Here is a 23904-nt window from a genome sequence, read left to right on the forward strand (position 1 = left end):
CGTATCCTCTGCGGCCGTGATGATCAGTTTCGAGACGCAGCCGGACCGGCGCCTGCTGACGGACGCGCTGCGCCGCACGATGCGCCGGAGCCTGCGCCTCTTCACGCTCTGCGGCTTCATCCTGCTGCTGCCCGCGGCGGTCGCCCTGCTCGGCGACGACTCGGTGCTGGCGGTGGGCTGGCTGGTGGGAGCGGTCGTCTTCTGGATCCTGCCGGCGCTGATGGTGCGCAGCGCGGTCCAGGCGAGCGGGAAGACGTACGGGCTGCCGATCGCCTGGCAGTTCTCCGACGAGGGGGTGCGGATGGACTCGGCACTGATGGAGAGCCTGATCCGGTGGGAGGCGCTGGAGTCGGTCGAGCCGGTCCCCGGTCAGTTGCTTCTCAAGATCAACCGGCAGCAGGTCGTCCCGGTGGCGATCGGCGGGCTGCCCGCGGCCGACCGTGACGCGCTCGCCGACCTCCTGCGTGGCCGGAGTCTGCTCCCCGGCGGGGCGCGGCTCACTGCCTGACGGCTGCGCGAGACCCGTCATGGTCGGTGCGGAGGAGGCAGCGGCCGGCACCGACCGGGGGTCGCACCCGATTCGGGTACGCAGGAACTACACGATGATCCACACCGGTGCGGCGGCATGGCGCAGCCCTTCAAGTTCGCCATCGACCCGGCCGACCTGCTCGACGAGGAAGCTGCCGAGCGGGAGGAAGCTCCGGCGCAGGTCGACGGCGAGAATTGAGGCTCCCAGCGGACGCACAGCGGCGCTGGGGAAGAATGGCCGGGTGACTTCCGCGCGAGATCTCGTCCTGCTCGGTTCCACCGGGTCGGTCGGCACCCAGGCCATCGACATCGTCCGGCGCAACCCGGAGCGGTTCCGGGTGGTGGCGCTCGGTGCCGGCGGCGGCAACGTCGAGCTGCTCGCCGCCCAGGCGCTCGAGCTGGGGGTGGAGGCGGTCGGGGTCGCGAAGGCGTCCGCCGCCCAGGATCTCCAGCTGGCGTTCTACACCGAGGCGAGCCGGCGTGGCTGGGCCACCGGGGACTTCAAGCTTCCGAAGATCATCGCCGGGCCGGACGCGATGACCGAGCTGGCCCAGTGGCCGTGCGACGTGGTGCTCAACGGGGTGGTCGGCTCGCTCGGGCTGGCGCCGACCCTGGCCGCGCTGCGCGCCGGGCGTACCCTCGCGCTGGCCAACAAGGAGTCGCTGGTGGCCGGCGGCTCGCTGGTCAGGGCCGCGATGACCCGGGCGGGGCAGATCGTGCCGGTGGACTCCGAGCACTCGGCGCTGGCCCAGTGTCTGCGCGGCGGGACGCGCGGCGAGGTGCGCCGGCTGATCGTCACCGCCAGCGGCGGGCCGTTCCGGGGCAAGCGGCGCGACGAGTTGACGCGGGTCACGCCCGAGCAGGCGCTCGCACACCCGACCTGGAACATGGGGCCGGTCGTCACGATCAACTCAGCCACCATGGTCAACAAGGCGCTCGAGGTGATCGAGGCGCACGAGCTGTTCGACGTGGCGTACGCGGACATCACCGTGATGGTGCACCCCCAGTCGGTGATCCACTCGATGGTCGAGTTCGCCGACGGCTCGACCCTCGCGCAGGCCAGCCCGCCGGACATGCGACTGCCGATCGCGCTGGGCATCGGCTGGCCGGACCGGGTGCCCGACGCCGCCGCGGCGGTCGACTGGACGGCCGCGCACACCTGGGAGTTCGCGCCGCTCGACGACGAGGCGTTTCCGGCGGTCGCGCTGGCGAAGGCCGCCGGTCAGACAGGACGCTGCCGACCGGCCATCTACAACGCCGCCAACGAGGAGTGCGTGGCCGCGTTCGTGGCCGGCCGGCTGCCCTTCCTCGGCATCGTGGACACCTTGGCGAGGGTGCTGGAGGACGCTCCGGACTTCGACGAACCAGGTACCGTCGGGGACGTGCTCGCGGCCGAGTCGTGGGCGCGCGCGCACGCGCAGGAGATCATCACCGGGTCGGTGGAAGGAGCTTGATGTCATTCGTGCTCGGGGTAGCGCTCTTCGCGCTGGCCATCCTCATCTCGGTGAGCCTGCACGAGGCGGGGCACCTGCTCACCGCCAAGGCGTTCGGGATGAAGGTCACGAAGTACTTCGTCGGCTTCGGGCCCACCCTCTGGTCCTTCCGGCGGGGTGAGACCGAGTACGGCGTCAAGGGCATCCCGCTCGGCGGCTTCTGCAAGATCGTCGGTATGACCCCGCAAGACGACGACGTGGACCCGGCGGACGAGCCGCGGGCGATGTGGCGCTACCCGGTGTGGAAGCGGACGATCGTGATGTCGGCGGGCTCGATCACCCACTTCGCGCTGGCCCTGGTGACGCTCTGGATCCTGGCCGTCTCGGCCGGCCTGCCCAACCCGAAGTTCCCGAGCACCGAGGCGGAGATCCGCCAGGAACCCGCGGTCATCATGCTCAGCGACTGCGTGGTGCCGGAGAGCGTCGCGCGGGCCTGCGCTCCGGGCGACCCGGCCAGCCCGGCCGCCCAGGCGCAGCTGCGAAACGGCGACCGGGTCACCTCGCTCAACGGCACCCCGGTCAACAACTACGGCGAGCTGCTCACCGCGCTGCGCGGGCTCCAGCCGGGCAGCACCGCGACCATCGGCTACGTCCGCGACGGGCAGCCGGCCGAGACCCGCACCACGCTGGCCCAGACCCAGCGCCCGCCGCTGAACGACCCGAAGGGCGCCGTGACCCCGGTCGCCGCGCTCGGCGTCGGGCTCATCCCCAGCACCCCCACCCGGGTTACCTACGGGCCGGTCGGGGCGTTCGGCGCGACCGCCGACTTCACCGGTGAGATGGCGGTGGGCACCTACCACGCGCTGCTGCGGATCCCGTCGAAGGTCCCGGCGCTCTGGACTGCGATCACCGGCGGCGAACGGGACGTCGACACCCCGATCAGCGTGGTCGGCGCCAGCCTCCTCGGCGGCGAGGCGGTGGAGAACAACGCCTGGCTGGTCTTCTTCATGCTCTTCGTCTCGCTGAACTTCTTCATCGGCGTGTTCAACCTGCTGCCGCTGCTGCCGGTCGACGGTGGGCACATCGCCATCGCCTGGTTCGAACGAGCCCGCTCCTGGGTCTACGCCCGGCTGCGGCGGCCGGACCCGGGCCGCGTCGACTACCTCAAGCTCATGCCGTTCACGTACGTGGTGATCCTGATCGGTGGCGCGTTCACGTTGCTGACCATCACCGCGGATATCGTCAATCCGATCTCGCTCTTCTCAAGGTGAGTGTTGAAGTGACCGCTGTCAGTCTCGGTATCCCTGCCGTCCCGCCCCCGCCGCTCGCTCCCCGGCGGGCCAGCCGCCAGATCTTGGTCGGCTCGGTCCCGGTCGGTGGCGGCGCGCCGGTGTCGGTGCAGTCGATGACCACCACCCTCACCTCGGACGTCAACGCCACGTTGCAGCAGATCGCCGAGCTGACCGCCAGTGGCTGCCAGATCGTCCGGGTCGCGGTGCCGTCCCAGGACGACGTCGAGGCGCTGCCCGCGATCGCCAAGAAGTCGCAGATCCCGGTGATCGCCGACATCCACTTCCAGCCGAAGTACGTCTTCGCCGCGATCGACGCCGGCTGCGCCGCCGTGCGGGTGAACCCCGGCAACATCCGGCAGTTCGACGACAAGGTCAAGGAGATCGCCAGGGCCGCCGGCGACGCCGGCGTGCCGATCCGGATCGGCGTCAACGCCGGCTCGCTCGACAAGCGGCTGCTCAGCAAGTACGGCAAGGCCACCGCCGAGGCGCTGGTCGAGTCGGCGCTCTGGGAGTGCTCGCTCTTCGAGGAGCACGGCTTCCGGGACATCAAGATCTCGGTGAAGCACAACGACCCGGTGGTGATGATCCGCGCCTACCGGCAGCTCGCCGAGCAGTGCGACTACCCACTGCACCTGGGCGTCACCGAGGCCGGCCCCGCCTTCCAGGGCACCATCAAGTCGGCGGTCGCGTTCGGCGCCCTGCTGGCCGAGGGGATCGGCGACACCATCCGGGTCTCGCTGTCCGCCCCGCCGGTGGAGGAGATCAAGGTCGGCAACCAGATCCTGGAGTCCCTCGGCCTGCGCGAGCGGGGCCTGGAGATCGTCTCCTGCCCGTCCTGTGGGCGGGCCCAGGTGGACGTCTACAAGCTCGCCGAGGAGGTCACCGCCGGCCTGGAGGGACTGCCGGTGCCATTGCGGGTCGCGGTCATGGGCTGCGTCGTCAACGGCCCGGGTGAGGCCCGGGAGGCCGACCTCGGTGTCGCCTCCGGCAACGGCAAGGGCCAGATCTTCGTCAAGGGGCAGGTCGTCAAGACCGTCCCGGAGGCGCAGATCGTGGAGACGCTGATCGAGGAGGCGCTGCGGATCGCCGACGAGATGGGCGCCGAGCTCCCCGAGGAGCTGCGCGGCATGATCACCGGGCCCACCGTCACCGTGCACTGAGCCATACGCCCGCCGGGCGTGCGAAAGGGTGGTCATTCCCGCGGGAACGACCACCCTTTCCGTACCCGGATCACTCGGATTCGGCGAGGATCGCGTAGAGCTTTCGCCGGGTCTCGTCGAGCACCTGGGCGGCCCGCTCCCGCTGGTCGTCGGTGCCGGTCATCATCACCTGCCGCAGCGCCTGCATCGCCTGCATCCCGGCGTCGCGGATGTCGTGCCAGCTGTTCACCGTGTCCTGGGCGAACTCCGCCCAGGGCGGGGTCTGCGCCGCTTCGGTCGCCTCGTCGCGACCGGCGTCGGTCACGGTGAACCGCTTCCGTCCGCCCCCGGACTCCTCGGCCGGGGCGATGACGCCCTCGTCCTCGAGCAGCTGCAGGGTCGGGTAGATCGAACCGGGGCTGGGCCGCCAGGCCCCGCCGGTACGCGAGTCGATCTCCTGGATCATCTCGTAGCCGTGCATCGGCCGCTCGACGAGCAGCGCCAGCACGGCGCCCCGGACGTTGGGTCGGCGACCCCGGCCGCGTCCGCGACCCCGGCCGCCGCCACCGTGCCCGTGCGGGCCGGGCGGGAAGCCGAAACCGAAACCGCCGTGCATCCGGGCCTCGTACATCGCGTGGTGCTGTCGATGGAACCGCATGGTCCCGTCTCCTTCCGTCGTATCACTGATGCATCAACGATATATCGGCAATGTGTCGGCGACAAGTCTTCCGACAAGGCGTCTACCAAACCGTACGTACGTCTTGCTAGGCTGCCGGTCGTGCGCCTACTTCCCGCGCCGGGCCCGGCCCGGATCCTCACCCTCGGCACCCTGGTCAAGACCGTCGGCCGGGGCCTCTGGCTGGTCGCCAGCGCGCTCTTCCTCACCCGGTCGGTCGGGCTCTCCGCCGCCGAGGTCGGTGCCGGACTGACCGTCTCGGCGTTGGTCGGCGTGCTGGCCAGTGCCCCCACCGGCTACCTCGCCGACCGGGTCGGCCCGCGGGGCACCCAGATCGGCGCGCTGGTCGCCGCGAGCATGCTGACCGCCGGTCTGGTCGCCGTCCGGTCGTTCCCGGCGTTCCTGCTGGTCGGTGCGGCGACCGCGCTCGCCGACGCCGCCGACCGGGGCGCCCGGGGCGCGCTGATCGCGGGCGCCATCCCCGCCGACCAGCGCGTGCGTACCCGGGCCTACCTGCGCGCCACCACGAACGTCGGGATCTCGGTCGGCGCCGTGCTCGCCGGGTTCGCCATCGCCGCCGACACCCGCGCCGCGTACGTCGCGCTGGTGCTGACCGCCGCGGCGGCGTCCCTGGCCGCGGCGGCCGTGCTCACCCGGCTGCCGGCCGTCCCGCCCGTCGCCGCGCCGGCGCACGGCCCCCGGCTCGTCGCCCTGCGGGATCGCCCGTTCCTGGCCTTCACCGTGCTCGACGGCCTGATGTCGATGCACTTCGGCCTGCTCAACATCGCCCTGCCGCTGTGGATCGCCGGGCACACCCGCGCCCCGGCCTGGGCGATCTCCGGGGTGATGCTGGTGAACACCGTGATGGTGGTCCTCTTCCAGGTCCGCGCCGCCCGGGGTACGGAGAACGTGACCGGGGCGGCCCGCGCGTCCCGTCGCGCCGGGGTCGCCATCGCGGCGGCCTGCGTACTCTTCGCGGTCAGCGGCGGGCTGCCCACCGTCGCCGCCGTCGGGCTGCTCGGCTGCGGGGCGCTGGTGCACGTGGTCGGCGAGCTGTGGCACTCCGCCGCCGGCTGGGGGATCTCCTTCGGGCTGGCCCCCGAGGAGGCCCAGGGGCAGTATCAAGGGGCGTACAGCATGGGGTACGAACTGGGCAAGATGCTCGCACCGGTGGTGGTGACCAGCCTGGCGATCGGCTGGGGCGTACCGGGCTGGTTGCTCCTCGGCGGGCTCTTCCTGCTGCTCGGCGCCCTGATGCCCCCGGTGGTGCGGTGGGCCGCCCGGAGTCGCCTCGCCCAGCGGCAGGAGCGCCAGGAGCGGGCGGTGCCGGTGTGACGGCTGGGCTCGGCACTCCCCCGGCGAGGCGGGGGCCCGATCTGGCAGGCTGGTAAGCGTGCTGACGGTGCCGGTACGGCAACTCGGGGAATCGGAGCGCCGCGCGGTCGAGCGGCTGCTCGACCTCGACCCGTTCGCGGGCGCGCAGGTCGCCGAGCGGGTCGCCGCGCGCGGGCTCTCCTGGTGGCGGGCCGAGGGTCGGATCCTCGGCTACGGCGCGCGGCGCAACCTCGAGTCGATCTGCTGGCTCGGCGGCAACCTGACCCCGGTCCTGGCCACCGAGCCGGCCGTCGCCGCCTTCGCCGACCTGCTCGCCGGCGAGGAGCGGCTCTGCTCCTCGATCGTCGGCCGGGCCGACGCCGTGCTCGGGCTCTGGGACCAGCTCTCCGACGTCTGGGGGCCGGCCCGGGACGTACGCCCGAACCAGCCGCTGCTGGCCACCGAGGCGCTGCCGGCGGTCACCGCCGACCCGGAGGTGCGGCGGGTGCGCCCCGGCGAGATCGACCGGCTCTTCCCGGCCGCGGTGGCGATGTACACCGAGGAGGTCGGGGTCTCCCCGCTGGCCGAGGATGGCGGGCGCAGCTACCGGCGGCGGGTCAGCGAGCTGGTCCGGGCCGGTCGGGCGTACGCCCGGTTCGTCGACGGCCGGGTCGTCTTCAAGGCCGAGCTCGCGGTGGTGACCCGGCGGACGGCCCAGGTCCAGGGGGTCTGGGTGGCCCCGGACTGGCGGGGCCGGGGGATCGCCACGGCGGCGATGGCGGCGGTGGTGCGCGACGCGCTGCTCCGGGTCGCGCCGTCGGTCAGCCTCTACGTCAACGACTTCAACCAGCCCGCGCGCCGGGTCTACGAGCGCTGCGGCTTCCGCCCGGTCGGCACCCTCGCCACCGTGCTCTTCTGACCGGTTCGCGCCCGCCGGACCGCCGATCGAGGACGCGCAGGAGGCTCCGCTCGGCATCCTCCGGCGGGTGATTCAGACGTGTTCGGGGCTGGCCGATGCGGGCTTCGAGGCGCCCGTTGGCTGGTAATTGCGTTGAGCGGCGCCGGCCGAGCGACCAGGCTGGAGGCACCGCCCCCAGCCGACCCGAGTCCGGAGGACTTTCCATGCGCCTGCTCCGCGACCTCTGGGCCACCGCACCACGCCGGATGGCGGTCGTCCTGGTGCTCGTCGTGCTCGGCGCCGCCGGCCAGGCGGCCGCGTCCGCGCTGGCCGGGCCGGTGCTGGTGCACCGGTCGACGGGCTGGTTCACCGTGCTGGCGGTGGCGCTGGTCGCCGCGGTGCTCACCGACCTCGCCATCGGGCTGCTGATGGCCGGCCTGACCGCCGACTGGTCCGCCGACGTGCGCCGCCGGCTGTGCCGGGTCGCGCTCGGGCAGGACCTGCCCACCCTGGAGACCACCCCGGTCGGCGAGCTGCTCGACCGGATCGACAACGACGTCTACCAGGTCGCCGCCGAGCTGCGGAACACCGGCGTCCGGCTCGTCCAGGGGCTGGCCGTGTGCGTGCTCGCCACGGCGAGCGCGCTGGTGGTGTGGTGGCCGGCCGGCATCGGGATGATCGTGCTGACCGGGCTGCTCGCCGTGGTCCTGCGCCGTCCCACCGCGCGGATCGCGCCCGCCCGGATGGCTGAGGAGGAGGCCTGGTCCGACCTCGCCGCGGTGATGGAGGAGGCCGTGCACGGCCAGGACGACGTCCGCACCAGCCTGGCCCGGCCGTACGTGCTGCGCCTCTACGCCCGGCGGGCCGCCGAGGTGATCGCCCGAGGTGGTCGGGTGTTCCGGATGTCCGCCCAGGTCACCGCCGTGGCCGCCGGCGGCATCCGGGCCGGGATCGCCGCCGTGGTGCTCGGCGGCGCGTGGGCGCTGGCCAGCGGCCGGATCGACGCCGCCCGGCTGACCGCGATCTGGCTGCTCGCCATCGCCTTCGGCGCGACCGTCGAGCACCTGGCCCGGTGGGTGCCCCACCTGCAGTACGCGCTCGGCGCCTGGGCGCGGGTGCAACTGCTCTCCGACTCGCCGCAGGAGCCCGCCGGCGGGGCCGAGCCGGTCGACGGCGACCTCACCGTGCGGGGGCTCACCTTCCGCTACTCCGCCGACGACGACCGCGGCCCGGCGCTGCGCGACGTCCGACTGACCTTCGCCCGCGGCCGGTCGTACGCCCTGGTCGGCCGCACCGGATCGGGCAAGTCGACGCTGGCCAAGGTGCTCACCCGGGCGGTCGAGGTGCCCCGGGGCGCGGTCTTCCTCGGCGACACCGACCTGGTCGACCTCGACGTCGAGGAGCTGCGCCGGTGGATCGCGGTGGTGCCGCAACGCACCGAGATCCTGGCCGGCACGCTGGCCGAGAACGTCGCGCTCTTCGACCCCGACCTGCTCGACGACGCCACCCGGGCGCTGGAGGAGCTGGGGCTGGCCGGGTGGATCGCCGAACTGCCCGACGGCGTACGGACCCGGCTGGGCGAGGGCGGGCACGTGCTCTCCGCCGGGCAGGAGCAGCTGGTGGCGTTCGCCCGGATCCTGGTCCGCGACCCGCACGTGGTGATCCTCGACGAGGCCACCGCCCGGCTGGACCCGGTCACCGAGTCGCGGGTCCGGCAGGCCACCGAGCGGCTGCTCACCGACCGGATCGGCATCGTGATCGCCCACCGGCTCTCGTCGGTGCGCCGCTGCGACGAAGTGGTGGTGCTGGCCGACGGTGCGGTGCTGGAGGCCGGGCCGCTGCGCGAGTCGACCCGCTTCGCCGAGCTGCTGGCCACGAGCCATGCGAGCGCCTACGCCGGGGCGGGCGCGGGGCACGGCCGGGTGGACCTGCTGCCCGCGCCGGGTGCGGAGTGGGACCTCGCGGAGCCCACCGAGGCGGCGTCGGTGGAGGTCGAGCGGTCGGTCGCCGTACCGAAGACCGATCCGCCGCCGGTGCCCGCGACGCCGCCCGCCCGGACTCTGCGGGAGATCCTCCGGCTGGGGGTCAACGACCCGCGCTACGGCCTGGTCTCCGTCACCCTCTTCATCGTCATGACCCTGCTCGGCCTGGACGGCGCGGTGCTGCCGTGGCTCTGGGCCGACGTGGTCGACGGCGGCAGCCCGTGGCTGCCGGCGATCGGCATCGTCGCCGCGCTGCTCGTCGTCCTGCCGCTGCCCTACCTGACCAACCTGTGGTTCCCGCAGTGGTGGATCCGGCAGATGCTGCGGATCAGCCAGCGACTGGTGCACGGCCAGACCGGTGCCCGCCGGGTCAGCGCGCACACCCCGGCCGAGGTGGTCGCCCAGAGCGGCGACACCGAGCGGGTGGTGCAGCTCGCCGACAACCTGATGGACCAGTTCATCTCGCTGGCGATCGTGGTCACCATGACCCTGGTGACCGGCAGCGTCGTACCGGCGCTCTTCTTCCTCGGCACGATGGTGGTCTCCGGGCTGGCGGCGACCCTGTTCGGGCCCCGGTTGGAGCGCACCGCCCGGGGCACGGTGAAGGCCCGGGCGGCGTTCGCCACCGCGCTGGTCTCCTCGCTCTCCGCCGCCCGTACGGTGAAGCTCGCCGGCGCCACCCGCCCGGTGCTGCACCACCTCGCGGCGCTGGACACGGTCCGCAGCGACCGGCAGCGCCGGGAGATCTCCATGCAGGTCTGGGCCCGGTCCACCCCGTCGGTGATCAGCGGGCTGCTGCCGATCGGCGCGTGGGCGCTCTACCTCGGCGGTGGGCTCACCGCCGGCGCCGTGCTGGTGGCGGTCTCCACCCTCGGCGCGGCCCGCTGGTTCGCCTGGACCACGGCCGCGCTGGTCTCGCACTACCCGTCAGCCCGGGTCTGGACCCGCCGGACGGTGGCGATGACCGGCGTCGCCACCTACTCGGCGGCCGTGCCGGGGGTGGACCTGGCGGCCGGGACCGCGCCCGCCCCGGTGCCACCGCCGCGGCACCCGCTGCGCCGGCTGGAGCTGACCGGCTTCGGCGCGCTGCACTCGGACGGGAAGCTCGCCGTGCGCGACGTCGACCTCACCGTCGAACGGGGACAGCTGGTCCTCGTCGTCGGGCCGGTCGGCTCCGGCAAGTCGTCGCTGCTGCGCGCCCTGGCCGGCATCGTGCACCACACCGGGCGGCTGAGTTGGAACGGCGAGCCGGTCACCGAGCCGGAGCTGTTCCTGCGCCCGAACCAGGTCGGGTACGTGGGTCAGCTGCCCCGGGTGCTCTCCGGCACGGTGGCCGACAACATCGCCCTCGGCCACCAGGTCGACGCGGTGGAGGCGGTCTCGACCGCCCAACTGGAGCACGACCTGGCCGCGGCCGGCGGCGGGCTGGGGTTGTTGATCGGGCACAAGGGCACCCGGCTCTCCGGCGGTCAGTTGCAGCGGCTGGCGTTGGCCCGCGCGTTGGCGCCGCGGACCGAGCTGCTGGTCGCCGACGACGTGTCGTCCGCCCTGGATGTGACCACCGAGCTGGAGCTCTGGGCGGCGCTGCGCGCGCACGGGGTCACGGTGGTGGGCTCGACCTCCAAGCGAGCCGCGCTGGTCCGCGCCGACCACGTGGTGGTCCTGCTCGCCGGCACGGTCGCCGCTCAGGGCCCGTGGCGGGAGCTGGAGCAGCGCTGGGGCCATCTGGCGGGCTGATCGGGGTTCGCGCGGCGGCCAGGTTCGCGTGGCGTGGCGTGGCGGTCTGGCACGGGCGGCGTGGTGCGGGCGGCAGGGCGCGGGGTGGCAGGGCTCGCTGGGCGCTGTCGGTCGCGGTGGGTGCGGGTGCCGCCGCTTCCGGGGGTACTCCCTCGCCCCCTTTGCTCTGCTTCAGCGATGGAAACACCCGCCGTCCGGACAGCGGACGGCGGGTGTTTCCTCGGCTGATGCAGAGCAAAGGAGGTGGAACGGGGTCCGGCGCCGACCGCCGGGGCCGGCGGACGGCCACCGGCGGGCCGGCCGCGGTCGAGCACCGGCGGGCCGGCCGTGGCGGACGGCCACCGGTGGGGACGGTCGGGTCAGGTGGCGCGGAGGTACTGGCTCGGCCAGCTGGGGGTGGCGCCGAGCTTGGCGGCCGCGCGGTGCGGCCAATACGGGTCGCGCAGCAACTCCCGGCCGAGCAGCACCAGGTCCGCCTCGCCGTCGGCGACGATCGCCTCGGCGTGCTCCGGCTCAACGATCAGCCCGACCGCGCCGGTCGGCACACCGGCCTCCCGACGGATCCGGCCGGCCGCCGGCACCTGGTAGCCGGGACCCAGCGGGATCCGCTGGGCCGTGCTGACGCCGCCGGACGAGGTGTCCACCAGGTCCACCCCGGCCCCGGCCAGCTCGCCGGCGAGCACCACGCTGTCGTCCACCGTCCAGCCGCCCTCGACCCAGTCGGTGGCCGAGATCCGGGTGAGTACCGGCATCTCCTCGCCGACCGTCGCACGGACCGCCCGGGCCACCTCGAGGGTGAGCCGCATCCGTCCGGCCCGGTCACCGCCGAATTCGTCGGTGCGGTGGTTGCTCAGCGGGGAGAGGAACTCGTGCAGCAGGTAGCCGTGCGCCGCGTGGATCTCCACGGCGGCGAAGCCGGCCTCGACCGCCCGACCGGCGGCGGCCGCGAACGCGTCGACCAGCCGCGCGATGCCGGCCCTGTCGAGGGCCGTCGGCGTCCGGTAGTCGGGCGCGAACGGCTCGGACCCGGGGCCGACCGGTGCCCAGCCGCCCTCGGCGTCCGGCACCCCACCCCGGCTCTCGGCCCACGGCCGGTACGTCGAGGCCTTGAACCCGGCGTGCGCGAGCTGCACCGCGGGCACCGCCCCGTGCGCGGCGAGGAAGGCGGTCACCGGGCGCCAGGCGTCTACGTGTGCGCCGGACCAGATCCCGGTGTCCTGCGGGCTGATCCGCCCCTCGGGCAGCACCGCCGTCGCCTCGGTGAGGACCAGGCCGGCGCCGCCCACCGCCCGGGTACCCAGGTGCACCAGGTGCCAGTCGGTGGGCAACCCGTCCGGGCCGGCGGTGTACTGGCACATCGGCGCCACGGCGATCCGGTTGGGCAGGGTCACCGCGCGCAGGGCCAGCGGCGAGAACAGGACGCTCATCTCGTCATCCTCTCGGTACGGAAGGAGGACCCCTCGACGAGGGGTCCTCCTCCGGTCATCGGGTTCAGGCCGGTACCGGGCTCAGCCCGTCCTGCCGGGTGGCGGCGGGAGAGTCCGCGGACTCCGGCTCGACCAGCCCGCGCCGGCCCGCCGTGTCGTAGGCGGTCCGGTCGAGGGTGCCCTCGCGAGCCGCGACGACGGTCGGCACCAGCGCCTGGCCGGCCACGTTGGTGGCGGTGCGGATCATGTCCAGGATCGGGTCGATGGCCAGCAGCAGACCGGCGCCGGCCAGCGGCAGGCCCAGCGTGCTGAGGGTCAGGGTGAGCATCACGATCGCGCCGGTCAGGCCGGCGGTGGCCGCCGAGCCGACCACCGAGACGAAGGCGATCAGCAGGTAGTCGGTGACGCCGAGGTGGACGCCGAAGACCTGGGCCACGAAGATCGCGGCGAGCGCCGGGTAGATCGCGGCGCAGCCGTCCATCTTCGTGGTCGCACCGAAGGGGACCGCGAACGAGGCGTACTCGCGGGGCACGCCGAGCCGCTCGACGGCGCGCTGGGTCACCGGCATGGTGCCCACCGAGGAGCGGGAGACGAAGGCCAGCTCGATGGCGGGCCAGGCGCCGGCGTAGAAGCGCACCGGGTTGAGCCGGCCGGCGGCCACCAGCACCAGCGGGTAGACCACCAGCAGCACGATCGCGCAGCCGAGGTAGACCGCGGTGGTGAACTTGGCGAGCGGGGCGAGCAGGTCCCAGCCGTAGGAGGCGACCGCGTTGCCGATCAGGCCGAGGGTGCCGATCGGGGCGAGCCGGATCACCCACCAGAGCGCCTTCTGGACGATCTCCAGCACGGAGCGGTTCAGCGTCACGAACGGCTCGGCCTTCTCGCCGACCAGCAGCGCGGCGGCGCCGACGACCAGCGCCAGGAAGACGATCTGGAGCACGTTGCCCTCGACGAACGCGCCGACCGGGTTGGTCGGCACGATGCCGGTGAGGAAGTCCGTCCAGGAGCCGGTCTTCTTCGGCGCGGTGGCGCCGGCGAGGTCGAGGGTGACGCCCCGGCCGGGGTTGGTGAGCAGGCCCAGGCCGATGCCGACGCCCACCGCGATCAGGGCGGTGAGGCCGAACCAGAGCAGCGTCTTGAGCGCCAGCCGGGCGGCGTTGGCCACCCCGCGCAGGCTGACCACGCTGACCACGATCGCGGTGAAGACCAGCGGCGGCACGGCCAGCTTCAGCAGCTGGACGAAGAGGTGGCCGACGGTGTCGAGGGTGCTGGTCAGCCAGGCCAGGTCGTTGGCGCGGGCCAGGAAGCCGAGCGCCACGCCGAGGACGAGGCCGAGGAGGATCTGTACGGAAAAGGGGATCTTGCGCAGGGCGGAAGCCACGATGATGCGTCCAAGGGTCTGGTGGGGTCAGGGCAGCGTCAGGAGAGCGGCTGCGCCGGACAGACGCCGCTGGCCTGCAGTCGGAGATCGACGTACAGGCGCACGGTCAGGCACCAGATGTTGGTCATCGCCGGCAGACGATACGCCGGAGGGGGGCCCGCAGGGAAGGAGCGGTATCCGTGACGATCCTTACAGCCTGACGTCGTCGGTCGATGTCCACCGGCCGGTCAGGCCGACCGTGGCGGCGGCGGCCAGCCCCCAGAGCACCGCGATCGCCAGCACGAGCCGTTCCAGCACACCGACCAGGGCTCCCCGGCCGACCAGCAGCATCGCCAGCCCCACCGCGGCGCAGAGCGGCAACGCCACCGCCGCGGCGATCGCGGAGAGCCGCCGCAGCTGCCCGCCGGCCCGGCCGGAGAGCGCGATCGCGACCATCGCGAAGATCACCGCCGCGGTGGCCGCGATGCTCGCCCCGCCGTGCACCAGGTCGGCCACGGTGGCGCGTTCGAACGGCGGCAGCGGGCAGCCGGCCGTGCAGGTCACCGCGCCGGAGAGCGCCGTGCCCAGACCGGCGGCGGCGAGCAGCGCCGCGGCCGCCCGCAGCGCCGGCAGCAGCGCCGCGGCGAGCAGCAGCAGCCCGGCGGCCAGCGCGTAGACCCCGATCCGGTACATCGGCGCGTGGCCGCTGCCGGCGATGCCGGCCTCGCTGACGTACCCGGTCAGGCCCGGTCCGGGCCCGGCGAGCACGGCGAGGGTCACCGCGCCCGCGCCGGCGAGGGTGCAGCCGGCGGACGCCGACGCGGCCGCCGCGCGGGGGGTGATGAGCGGCTCGGGCCGGCCCTGCTCAGCCACGCCCGTGCGGCGTGGTCCAGCCGGAGAGGTCTGGGCCGAGCGGCACGACGCCGGTCGGGTTGATCTCCTTGTGGGTGCCGTAGTAGTGCCGCTTGATCTGGTCGAAGTCGACCGTCTCCCCGAAGCCGGGCGTCTGGAACAGGTCCCGGGCGTACGCCCAGAGCACCGGCATCTCGGTGAGCTTGCTGCGGTTGCACTTGAAGTGCCCGTGGTAGGCGATGTCGAAGCGGACCAGCGTGGTGAAGAGCCGCACGTCCGCCTCGGTGATCGCGTCGCCCATCAGGTAGCGCTGCCCGGCCAGCCGCTCCGAGAGCACGTCCAGCCGGGCGAAGAGGCCCCGGTACGCCTCGTCGTACGCCTCCTGCGAGGTGGCGAAGCCGCACCGGTAGACGCCGTTGTTGACGTCCCGGTGGATCTCCGCCATCAGCGCGTCCAGCTCCGGACGCAGCTCGACGGGGTAGAGGTCCGGCGCGTCAGGGGCGTGGAACCGCCGCCACTCGGTGGAGAGGTCGAGGGTGAGCTGCGGATAGTCGTTGGTGACCACCCGTCCGGTCTGGGTGTCGATCAACGCCGGCACGGTCACCCGGCCGCTGTAGTCCGGGTCGGTCGCCAGGTAGGCCTCGGAGAGGAACCCGATGCCGAGCACCGGGTCGAAGCCGTCCTGGTCGAGGGTGAACCGCCAGCCCCGCTCGTCCCGGATCGGGTCGACGGTGCCCAGCGAGATGACGTCCTCCAGGCCGAGCAGGCTGCGGACGATCCGGGCCCGGTGCGCCCACGGGCACGCCCGGCACCAGATCAGCCGGTAGCGGCCCGCCTCCAGCGGCCAACGACCCTGCTCGTCCGGCCCACCGCCGGGTGGGGACGTCGAGTGCGGGGTGACCCGGTCGGTGAACCGGTTGGGCTGGCGGACGAACGCGCCGCCACCGCTGGTCTCTGCGCTGAACTGGGCCTGAGCCATGCCGTCAACCTATCGGCTCCGGACGGCCGATATCCTGGCGGTCGGGCGTCCCTCGCGACCCGACGGGCGCGCCCGCCCCGCCCTTCCCACCCCCGAAGGACTCGCGATGACCGTGGCATACCTGGTGGCCGGTGTCCGCACCCCGATCGGCCGTTACGCCGGCGCGTTGGCCGGCGTCCGCCCCGACGACCTGGCCGCGCACGTGATCCGGGAGCTCGTCGCCCGCCACCCGTCGGTGGACTGGGCCCGGGTGGACGACGTGCTTCTCGGCTGCGCCAACCAGGCCGGCGAGGACAACCGCAACGTGGCCCGGATGGCCGCGCTGCTCGGCGGGCTGCCCGAGCAGGTGCCCGGCAGCACCATCAACCGGCTCTGCGGCTCCGGCCTGGACGCCCTCGCCACCGCGGCCCGCGCCGTCGTCGCCGGCGAGGCCGAACTGGTCGTCGCCGGCGGCGTGGAGAGCATGAGCCGGGCGCCGTTCGTCATGCCGAAGGCGACCTCGGCCTACTCCCGGTCGGCCGAGGTCTACGACACCACGATCGGCTGGCGGCTGGTGAACCCGCTGATGAAGGCCGGGTGGGGCGTCGACTCGATGCCGGAGACGGCCGAGAACGTCGCCGCCGAGTACGGCGTCGACCGGGTCGCACAGGACGAGTTCGCCCTCCGTTCGCAGCAGCGGGCGGCCAAGGCGCAGGCCGACGGCCGGTTCGCCGAGGAGATCGTTGCGGTGACCGTGCCGGAGGGGCGCCGCGGCACCCGCCTGGTGGAGGTCGACGAGCATCCGCGGGAGACCTCGCTGGAGAAGCTCGCCGCGCTGCCCACTCCGTTCCGCGCCGGCGGCACGGTGACCGCCGGCAACTCCTCGGGTGTGAACGACGGCGCGGTCGCGCTGCTGGTCGCCTCCGAGGCGGCGGTCGCCCGCTACCACCTCACCCCGCTGGCCCGGATCGCCGGTGCGGCGGCCGCCGGGGTGCCGCCGCGGATCATGGGCGTCGGCCCGGTGCCGGCCACCCGCAAGCTGCTGGACCGGCTCGGCGTCGGCCTGGACGCGGTGGACGTGATCGAGCTGAACGAGGCGTTCGCCGCCCAGTCGGTCGCCGTGCTGCGCGAGCTCGGCCTGCCCGAGGACGCCGAGCACGTCAACCCGAACGGCGGGGCGATCGCCCTCGGCCACCCGCTCGGCGCCAGCGGCGCCCGACTGGCGCTGACCGCCGCGCTGGAGCTGCGCCGCCGGGGCGGGCGGCGGGCGTTGGCCACCATGTGCATCGGGGTGGGGCAAGGGATCTCCCTAATGCTGGAGTCCGCGGCCTAGAGTGTTCAACACCACACCCTCAGCGGGTCGACTGGTGGGCCGACGCGTGCCCCCGCGCGTCCCGACACCGGCTGCGTCCCGCCTCTCGGCGACGAACTGGGGAGCTTGCAGATGCCGGACGGACTGCCGACCGAGATCGACCTGACCAGGCCGAGCGCCGCCCGGGTCTACGACTACTTCCTGGGCGGGGCGCACAACTTCGAGATCGACCGGCAGCTCGCCGAGCAGATCGCCCGGATGACGCCGAACCTCGCCGCCACCATGCGTGCCGGCCGCGAGTTCCTGCGCCGGGCCGTCCGCGCGCTGCTCGACGCCGGCGTCGACCAGTTCCTCGACATCGGCTCGGGCATCCCGACCGTGGGCAACGTGCACGAGGTGGCCCAGGGTGCGAACCCGAAGGCCCGGGTGGTCTACGTGGACATCGACCCGGTGGCCGTCGCGCACAGCCGGGAACTGCTCGCGGGTAACGACCTGACCACGGTGGTCCACGCCGACCTGCGCGAACCGGAGCGGATCCTCGACGAGGCGCGCGGCCTGCTCGACTTCGGCCGCCCGGTCGGCATCCTGCTCGCCGGCGTGGTGCACTTCGTCCCGGACGCCGACCGGCCCGGGGAGATCCTGGCCACCCTGCGGGCCGCCGCCGCCCCGGGCAGCTACCTGGTGATCTCCCACTCCACCTTCGAGGACCAGCCGCAGGAGATGCTCGACGCGCAGCGGCTCTCGGCGCGTACCGACACCGAGATCAGCCTGCGCTCGCGGGCCGAGATCACCGGGTTCTTCGGCGGGTGGACGCTCCTGGAGCCGGGGCTGGTGCACATGCCGCTCTGGCGGCCCGACTCGCCGTCCGACGTGGACGAGCACCCGGAACGGTTCGGCGCGTTCGGCGGTGTCGCCCGCTACGACCAGCCCGCCGCCGGCTGATCGCATGGCCGCCGTCGCGGACTCCGCCGGCGACGAGGTCAGCCGGGCCGGCGCGCAGGGGTACGCCGCCGAGTGGGCCCGCGCGGTTCGCCGCCTCGGTTTCGTGCCGCTCAGCGCCGCCGAGACCGAGCGGCTGCTGCTGGTGCACACCGTACGGCTGGCGCAGGCGCTGCGGTCCGAGCCGTTCTCCGGCCAGCCCGCGGAGGACGTCGGGCGGGCGCTGGTCGAGGCGCACCTGGCCGAGCCCCGGATGTTGGAGTGGTCGGTGCGCGCCCTCGGCGAGGAGTTTCTCGACCGGGCGATGCCCGCCGGGGCGTACCCCGGGAACGCGCGGCAGCGGATCGTGGCCCTGCAGGCCGGTCTCTCCGCCGGCTTCGCCCGGGCGTTGCGTGACCGCACCTTCAGCCAGCAGGAGCGGATCGCCCGCTCCGCCTGGCAGGCGCGCGACGAGGTGGAGCAGGCCCTACGGGACAGCGAGGCGCGGTTCCGGGCGGTCTTCACCGGCGCCGCGATCGGTATCGGCATCGCCGGGATCGACGGGCAGATCATCGACGTCAACCAGTCGTTCGCGGACATGCTCGGCTACTCGATCGAGGAGCTGCACGGGACCGATGTGACCGCCCTCTTCCACGCCGAGGACGCCGCCGGCATGTGGGAGCTCTATCAGGAGATGATCGAGGGCAAGCAGGACCTGGTCCGGGTGGAGAAGCGCTACCACCGCAAGGACGGCAGCATGCTCTGGACCGACCTCGCGGTGTCGCTGATCCGGCACGACGACGGTCGGCCGCGGTTCACCGTCGCGATGATCGAGGACATCACCGAGCGGTACGCGCTCCAGCAGCGGCTGCGTTTCCAGGCGTTGCACGACCCGCTCACCGGCCTGCCCAACCGGACGCTCTTCTTCGAGACGCTGGGCCGGATCTTCGAGACCGCGGCTCCCGGCCGGCGGCTCGGGATCTGCTTCCTCGACCTGGACGGCTTCAAGGCGATCAACGACAGCCTCGGGCACGACCTCGGTGACCGGCTGCTCGTCATGATCGCCCGGCGGCTCGCCGACTGCGTCGCCGACCAGGGCCACCTGGTGGCCCGGATGGGCGGTGACGAGTTCGTCATCCTGGTCGACGGTGGCGACGGGCTCGACGACGCGGTCGCGGTCGCGGAGGCGGCGCTGGCCGCGGTCTCCGCCCCGGTGAACGTCGGCGACCAGCAGCTCGCCGTGTCGGCCAGTGTGGGCATCGTCGAGGGCCCGGTCGCCGGGACCAGCGCGTCGGAGCTGATGAAGGCCGCTGACACCACCCTCTACTGGGCCAAGGCGGAGGGGCGCGGCCGGTGGGCGGTCTACGACTCGGAGCGCAGCGCCCGGGACATCGCCCGTTCGTCGCTGGCCGCCGGCCTGCCTGCCGCGCTCGACCGGGGCGAGTTCGTGCTGCGGTACCAGCCGATCGTGTCGCTGCTGGAGGGGCGGATGCTGGCGGTCGAGGCGCTGGTCCGGTGGCAGCACCCGGAGCTGGGGCTGCTCGGCCCGGACCGGTTCATCGGGCTGGCCGAGGAGACCGGACTGATCGTCCGGCTCGGCGAGTGGGTGCTCCGGCAGTCCTGCCGGGACGCCGAGGAGTGGCGACGCCGCTTTCCGGCGGCCCGGCTGGTGGTGAGCGTGAACCTGGCCGCGCGGCAGGCCGAGGATCCGGCCATCGTGGCGACCGTCTCGGACGCGCTGAGCACCAGCGGGCTCCCCGCCGAGCTGTTGCAGTTGGAGCTGACCGAGAGCGCGGTGATGGGTACCGCCGGGGAGCCGCTGCGCTCGTTGCACCGGTTGGGGGCGCTCGGTGTGCGGCTGGCGATCGACGACTTCGGCACCGGCTACTCGAACCTGGCGTACCTGCGTCGGCTGCCGATCCACTGCCTGAAACTGGCCGGCCCCTTCGTGGAGGGCATCCGCGGTGACGGCCCGGAGGCGGCGGCCGACCACCGGGACGAGCGGATCGTGGACGCGCTGGTCCGGCTGGCGCACGCGCTGGAGCTCTGGGTCACGGCCGAGGCGGTGGAGACCGGCGTGCAGGCCGAGCGGCTGCGGGCGCTGCGCTGCGACACAGGGCAGGGACGGTTCTTCGGCAGCCCGATGCCGGCCGACCGGATCGCCGCCCGGCTCGCGGGGACGCAAGGGGGGATCTGATGAGCGCGACGGACACCGAGGCCCTCGTCGCGGTGGTTGCCGCCCTGGCGATCCTGGCGGGGCTGGCCGGCGTGGTGGTACCCGGGCTGCCGGCCCTCCCGCTCTGCTGGGGTGGGGTGCTGGTCTGGGCGCTCTTCGGTGGCGCCGGGGCGGGCCGGTGGGCGGTGCTCGCCGCCGCGACGCTGGTCGCGCTCGGCGGCACGGTGGTGAAGTACCTCTGGCCGGGGCGGAACCTGAAACGCACCGGAGTGCCGACGCGCTCCCTGCTGGCCGGGGGCGTGCTCGGGCTGATCGGCTTCTTCGTCATCCCGGTCATCGGCCTGGTCATCGGCTTCGTCGGCGGGGTCTGGGCGGCCGAGCGGCTGCGGCTCGGGGACAACCGCCTCGCCTGGCCCGCCACCGTCCAGGCGTTGAAGGCGGCCGGGCTGTCGATGCTCGTGGAGTTCGCCGCCGGCCTGGTGATCGCGGCGCTCTGGGTGGCCGGGCTGCTGCTCGTCTGAGCGCCGCGGGCGGGTGCGGGGCGACGGCGCGGGGCACCCGTTTCGGTAGCTACGGCGGATCACGCCGCACTTGTGAGAGAGAGGTGGGCACCCCGCGCCGACGTGGGCCGGGCGTTGCCGAGCGCCCGGCCGGGGCCCGTCGCGATCGGGCCTGGTCACGAGGTCAAGGATGCGGTCGACGGGGGCGTAACGGCAACGGAATTAGTCCGGTGCGGCGGTGAGATTCCCACCAGCGATCTATTGACCGACTTGATCGGCGGGACGAGACTTTTGCCCACTCGCACCGGGGATCACCTCGAGGAGGTGTGCAGTGGCCACGACGCCCGCGCCGACCGCCGAGCAACCGATGGACGACGACGCCCGACGGCTCGCCGAGCTCGGCTACAAGCAGGAACTGCGCCGCAAGTGGAGCGGCTTCTCCAACTTCGCCATCTCGTTCTCCATCATCTCGATCCTGGCCGGCTGCTTCACCACCTTCGGCCAGGCGTGGAACAACGGCGGCCCGGTCGCGATCTCCTGGGGCTGGCCGCTGATCTCACTCTTCATCCTGATCATCGGCTTCTGCATGGCCGAGCTGGTGTCCGCCTACCCGACCGCCGGCGGCATCTACTGGTGGGCGGCGAAGATGGGCCGGCCGGTGCACGGCTGGTTCACCGGCTGGCTCAACCTGATCGGTCTGGTCGCGGTCACCGCGTCGGTCGACTACGGCTGCGCCACCTTCCTCAATCTCACCCTCTCGGCGCTCTTCGACGGGTGGGAGGGGACGCTACGCCAGGCCTTCCTGCTCTTCGTGATCATCCTCGCCCTGCACGGGCTGATCAACGTGTTCGGTCACCGGATCATCGACGTACTCCAGAACGTCTCGGTCTGGTGGCACGTGGCCGGCGCGGCCGCCGTGGTGGCCATCCTGGTCTTCGTCCCGGACAACCACCAGAGCTTCCAGTTCGTCTTCACCGAGCGGTTCAACAACTCCGGCTTCGCCGACGGCGGTACCGGCGGGCTGACCTTCTGGTTCTACGTGCTGCCGCTGGGCTTCCTGCTCACCCAGTACACGATCACCGGCTTCGACGCCTGCGCGCACGTCTCCGAGGAGACCCGCGGGGCGTCGCAGGCCGCCGCCCGCGGCCTCTGGCAGTCGATCTTCTATTCCGCGATCGGCGGCTGGATCCTGCTGCTGGCGTTCCTCTTCGCGGCCACCGACGTCGAGGCGGTCAACGCCGCCGGCGGCTTCTCCGGCGCGATCTTCGAATCGGCGCTGACCCCGGTCTTCTTCAAGACGGTCATCATCATCTCCACCATCGGCCAGTTCTTCTGCGGGATGAGCTGCGTGACCTCGATGAGCCGGATGGCGTACGCGTTCAGCCGGGACCGGGCGGTGCCGGGCTGGCGGCTCTGGTCCAAGGTGGACCGCAACGGCACCCCGGCCAACGCGATCATCGGCGCCACCGTGGCCGGCCTGGTACTCACCCTGCCCGCGCTCTACGAGAGCGCCGACGGCATCCCGATCGCCTTCTACGCGGTGGTCTCCGTCGCGGTGATCGGGCTGTACCTGTCCTTCCTCATCCCGATCGCGCTGCGACTGCGGATGGGCGACCGGTTCGTTCCCGGGCCGTGGACCCTCGGGCGCAGGTACAAGCTGCTCGGCTGGATCGCGGTGATCGAGATCGCGATCATCTCGCTCTACTTCGTGCTGCCGATCGTGCCCGCCGGAGTGCCCGGTGACCCCGACTTCACCTGGTCGGCGGTGAACTACGCGCCGCTCGCGGTGGGCGGGCTGCTGCTGGTGGTCGCCGTCTGGTGGTACGCCTCGGCCCGGAAGTGGTTCACCGGCCCCCGCCGTACGGTCGACGTGCCCGGGCCCCGGACCGCCCCCGACGGCGCACCGGTCGACGAGCCGGCATGACCCCGCCGCCCGGGTTTCCCGGGCGGCGGGTTCCGGGCATTGACGGTGATCCGGTTTGCCAGTAGACCTTGGTGATGGAGGCCCGCCGATGAGGAAAGCTCCGCTCACGCTGGAAGAGTTGCGGGTCGCCATCGGCGGCGGCGAGATCGACACGGTGGTGCTGGCCCTGGTCGACATGCAGGGCCGGTTGCAGGGCAAGCGGTTCCACGCGCCGTTCTTCCTCGACCAGGTGGTGGCGAACGGCAGTGAGGGGTGCAACTACCTGCTCGCGGTCGACGTCGACATGAACACCGTAGACGGGTACGCGATGTCGAGCTGGGAGCGGGGCTACGGCGACTTCGCGATGAAGCCCGACCTGAGCACGCTGCGCCGGGCGCCCTGGCAGCCGGGCACCGCGATGCTCCTGGCCGACCTGGAGTGGCTGGACGGCTCGGGTCCGGTGGTCGCCTCGCCCCGGCAGATCCTCCGCCGTCAGCTCGACCGGCTGGCCGGGCACGGGCTGCGGGCGTACGCCGGCACCGAGCTGGAGTTCGTGCTGTTCCGCGACTCGTACGAGGACGCCTGGCGGCGCGGCTACCGGGAGCTGACCCCGGCGAACCAGTACAACGTGGACTACTCGCTGCTCGGTACCGCGCGGGTGGAGCCGCTGCTGCGCCGGATCCGCACCGAGATGGCGGGCGCCGGACTGACCCCGGAGAGCGCCAAGGGGGAGTGCAACCTCGGCCAGCACGAGATCGCCTTCCGCTACGACGAGGCGGTGGCCTGCGCCGACCACCACGTCATCTACAAGAACGGGGCGAAGGAGATCGCCGCCCAGGAGGGCATGGCGATCACCTTCATGGCCAAGCCCAACGCCCGGGAGGGCAACTCCTGCCACATCCACTTCTCGCTGCGCGGCGCCGACGGGCGCTCGGCCATGCTCGGCGACGGCCCCGCCCACCTGTCGGTGACCGGGCAGCGCGTGCTGGCCGGGCTGCTCGCCACCATGCGTGAGTTCAGCCTCCTCTTCGCCCCGAACATCAACTCCTACAAGCGCTACCAGCCGGGATCGTTCGCGCCGACCGCGCTGCGCTGGGGCACCGACAACCGCACCTGCGCCCTACGGCTGGTCGGCCACGGGCAGGGCATGCGGGTCGAGAATCGGGTGCCCGGGGCCGACGTCAACCCGTACCTGGCGGTCGCGGCGCTGGTCGCCGGCGCGGTGCACGGCGTCGAGCGGGAGCTGGAACTCGGCGAGGAGTGCACCGGCAACGCCTACGACGACCCGGACGCCGAGCGGGTCCCCGGCACGCTGCGCGACGCCCTGGCCCTCTGGGAATCCTCCACGGTGGCCGCCGAGGCGTTCGGCGCCGAGGTCGTCGCCCACTACGCCAACCAGGCGAAGGTCGAGCTGTCGGCCTTCGACGCCGCGGTCACCGACTGGGAGCTCATCCGTGGCTTCGAACGCCTCTAACCCCGCCGGCCGCTCCGCCGCCCCC

The 23904-nt window shown here is 73.0% G+C and carries 18 protein-coding genes; 13 read left to right on the forward strand and 5 right to left on the reverse strand.

Features of this window, described 5'->3' with window-relative positions:
* Positions 1-16 precede the first annotated feature (16 nt).
* The 4 genes from AB0C04_RS13425 (at position 17) to ispG (ending at position 4413) form a co-directional block, all read left to right on the forward strand.
* Positions 17-508, forward strand: coding sequence for a YcxB family protein (locus tag AB0C04_RS13425; protein WP_357052895.1), 492 nt, complete (start codon positions 17-19; stop codon positions 506-508).
* 262 nt (positions 509-770) lie between these two features.
* Positions 771-1982 carry a 1-deoxy-D-xylulose-5-phosphate reductoisomerase gene (gene dxr / locus AB0C04_RS13430; protein WP_357052898.1) on the forward strand — a complete coding sequence of 404 codons (1212 nt, stop codon included), beginning with the start codon at positions 771-773 and terminating at the stop codon, positions 1980-1982.
* Positions 1982-3232, forward strand: a complete 1251-nt coding sequence (locus AB0C04_RS13435) for a site-2 protease family protein (protein WP_357052901.1) — start codon at positions 1982-1984, stop codon at positions 3230-3232. The genes dxr and AB0C04_RS13435 overlap by 1 nt, the downstream gene beginning before the upstream one ends.
* Before the next feature lie 8 nt (positions 3233-3240).
* Positions 3241-4413: a flavodoxin-dependent (E)-4-hydroxy-3-methylbut-2-enyl-diphosphate synthase gene (gene ispG, locus AB0C04_RS13440; RefSeq protein ID WP_357052904.1), complete on the forward strand. Its 1173-nt coding sequence runs from the start codon at positions 3241-3243 to the stop codon at positions 4411-4413.
* A gap of 70 nt (positions 4414-4483) precedes the next feature.
* Here the strand turns inward: ispG and AB0C04_RS13445 are convergent, their stop codons facing one another.
* Complete coding sequence (locus AB0C04_RS13445; protein ID WP_357052907.1) at positions 4484-5050, reverse strand: PadR family transcriptional regulator; 567 nt, start codon at positions 5048-5050, stop codon at positions 4484-4486.
* Positions 5051-5170: 120 nt separating this feature from the next.
* Between AB0C04_RS13445 and AB0C04_RS13450 the strand changes: the two genes are divergently transcribed.
* The 3 genes from AB0C04_RS13450 (at position 5171) to AB0C04_RS13460 (ending at position 10999) form a co-directional block, all read left to right on the forward strand.
* Positions 5171-6403 (forward strand): MFS transporter, encoded by a 1233-nt coding sequence (locus AB0C04_RS13450; RefSeq protein ID WP_357052910.1) that lies wholly within the window; start codon positions 5171-5173, stop codon positions 6401-6403.
* A gap of 58 nt (positions 6404-6461) precedes the next feature.
* Complete coding sequence (locus AB0C04_RS13455) at positions 6462-7301, forward strand: GNAT family N-acetyltransferase (protein ID WP_350869733.1); 840 nt, start codon at positions 6462-6464, stop codon at positions 7299-7301.
* 203 nt (positions 7302-7504) lie between these two features.
* Positions 7505-10999: an ABC transporter ATP-binding protein gene (locus AB0C04_RS13460; RefSeq protein WP_357052914.1), complete on the forward strand. Its 3495-nt coding sequence runs from the start codon at positions 7505-7507 to the stop codon at positions 10997-10999.
* A 359-nt stretch (positions 11000-11358) separates the two neighbouring features.
* Here AB0C04_RS13460 and AB0C04_RS13465 read toward each other — a convergent pair whose 3' ends face one another.
* From AB0C04_RS13465 to AB0C04_RS13480, 4 genes are all read right to left on the reverse strand, one after another.
* Positions 11359-12426 carry an NADH:flavin oxidoreductase/NADH oxidase gene (locus tag AB0C04_RS13465; protein ID WP_357052917.1) on the reverse strand — a complete coding sequence of 356 codons (1068 nt, stop codon included), beginning with the start codon at positions 12424-12426 and terminating at the stop codon, positions 11359-11361.
* A 64-nt stretch (positions 12427-12490) separates the two neighbouring features.
* Positions 12491-13795 carry a dicarboxylate/amino acid:cation symporter gene (locus AB0C04_RS13470; RefSeq protein ID WP_357053696.1) on the reverse strand — a complete coding sequence of 435 codons (1305 nt, stop codon included), beginning with the start codon at positions 13793-13795 and terminating at the stop codon, positions 12491-12493.
* 201 nt (positions 13796-13996) lie between these two features.
* Positions 13997-14659: a DUF998 domain-containing protein gene (locus AB0C04_RS13475; protein ID WP_357052920.1), complete on the reverse strand. Its 663-nt coding sequence runs from the start codon at positions 14657-14659 to the stop codon at positions 13997-13999.
* A complete protein-coding gene (locus AB0C04_RS13480; RefSeq protein ID WP_357052923.1) occupies positions 14652-15617 on the reverse strand; it encodes a glutathione S-transferase C-terminal domain-containing protein in 966 nt (321 codons plus the stop codon). The genes AB0C04_RS13475 and AB0C04_RS13480 overlap by 8 nt, the downstream gene beginning before the upstream one ends.
* Before the next feature lie 106 nt (positions 15618-15723).
* Here AB0C04_RS13480 and pcaF point away from each other — a divergent pair, with 106 nt between their 5' ends.
* The 6 genes from pcaF to AB0C04_RS13510 all read left to right on the forward strand — a co-directional run bounded on the left by pcaF (position 15724) and on the right by AB0C04_RS13510 (position 23879).
* Entirely contained in the window at positions 15724-16929 is a 1206-nt protein-coding gene (gene pcaF / locus AB0C04_RS13485) for a 3-oxoadipyl-CoA thiolase (protein ID WP_357052926.1), read from the forward strand.
* Positions 16930-17034: 105 nt separating this feature from the next.
* Positions 17035-17850, forward strand: coding sequence for an SAM-dependent methyltransferase (locus AB0C04_RS13490; protein WP_357052929.1), 816 nt, complete (start codon positions 17035-17037; stop codon positions 17848-17850).
* Between the two features lie 4 nt (positions 17851-17854).
* Entirely contained in the window at positions 17855-20023 is a 2169-nt protein-coding gene (locus AB0C04_RS13495) for an EAL domain-containing protein (protein ID WP_357052932.1), read from the forward strand.
* Positions 20023-20523: a DUF456 domain-containing protein gene (locus tag AB0C04_RS13500; RefSeq protein WP_357052935.1), complete on the forward strand. Its 501-nt coding sequence runs from the start codon at positions 20023-20025 to the stop codon at positions 20521-20523. The genes AB0C04_RS13495 and AB0C04_RS13500 overlap by 1 nt, the downstream gene beginning before the upstream one ends.
* 310 nt (positions 20524-20833) lie before the next feature.
* Positions 20834-22426, forward strand: coding sequence for an amino acid permease (locus AB0C04_RS13505; protein ID WP_357052938.1), 1593 nt, complete (start codon positions 20834-20836; stop codon positions 22424-22426).
* 88 nt (positions 22427-22514) lie between these two features.
* Positions 22515-23879 (forward strand): glutamine synthetase family protein, encoded by a 1365-nt coding sequence (locus tag AB0C04_RS13510; RefSeq protein WP_357052941.1) that lies wholly within the window; start codon positions 22515-22517, stop codon positions 23877-23879.
* Positions 23880-23904 lie beyond the last annotated feature (25 nt).

Source organism: Micromonospora sp. NPDC048909 (genome assembly GCF_040649635.1).
In the GTDB taxonomy this organism is placed as follows: domain Bacteria; phylum Actinomycetota; class Actinomycetes; order Mycobacteriales; family Micromonosporaceae; genus Micromonospora.

Bases quoted from the DNA above. Each gene is read 5' to 3' on its own strand.
- AB0C04_RS13435 (WP_357052901.1), top strand. From the start codon at position 1,982: ATGTCATTCGTGCTCGGGGTAGCGCTCTTCGCGCTGGCCATCCTCATC.
- AB0C04_RS13445 (WP_357052907.1), bottom strand. From the start codon at position 5,050: ATGCGGTTCCATCGACAGCACCACGCGATGTACGAGGCCCGGATGCAC.
- AB0C04_RS13460 (WP_357052914.1), top strand. From the start codon at position 7,505: ATGCGCCTGCTCCGCGACCTCTGGGCCACCGCACCACGCCGGATGGCG.
- AB0C04_RS13465 (WP_357052917.1), bottom strand. From the start codon at position 12,426: ATGAGCGTCCTGTTCTCGCCGCTGGCCCTGCGCGCGGTGACCCTGCCC.
- AB0C04_RS13480 (WP_357052923.1), bottom strand. From the start codon at position 15,617: ATGGCTCAGGCCCAGTTCAGCGCAGAGACCAGCGGTGGCGGCGCGTTC.
- pcaF (WP_357052926.1), top strand. From the start codon at position 15,724: ATGACCGTGGCATACCTGGTGGCCGGTGTCCGCACCCCGATCGGCCGT.
- AB0C04_RS13495 (WP_357052932.1), top strand. From the start codon at position 17,855: ATGGCCGCCGTCGCGGACTCCGCCGGCGACGAGGTCAGCCGGGCCGGC.
- AB0C04_RS13500 (WP_357052935.1), top strand. From the start codon at position 20,023: ATGAGCGCGACGGACACCGAGGCCCTCGTCGCGGTGGTTGCCGCCCTG.
- AB0C04_RS13510 (WP_357052941.1), top strand. From the start codon at position 22,515: ATGAGGAAAGCTCCGCTCACGCTGGAAGAGTTGCGGGTCGCCATCGGC.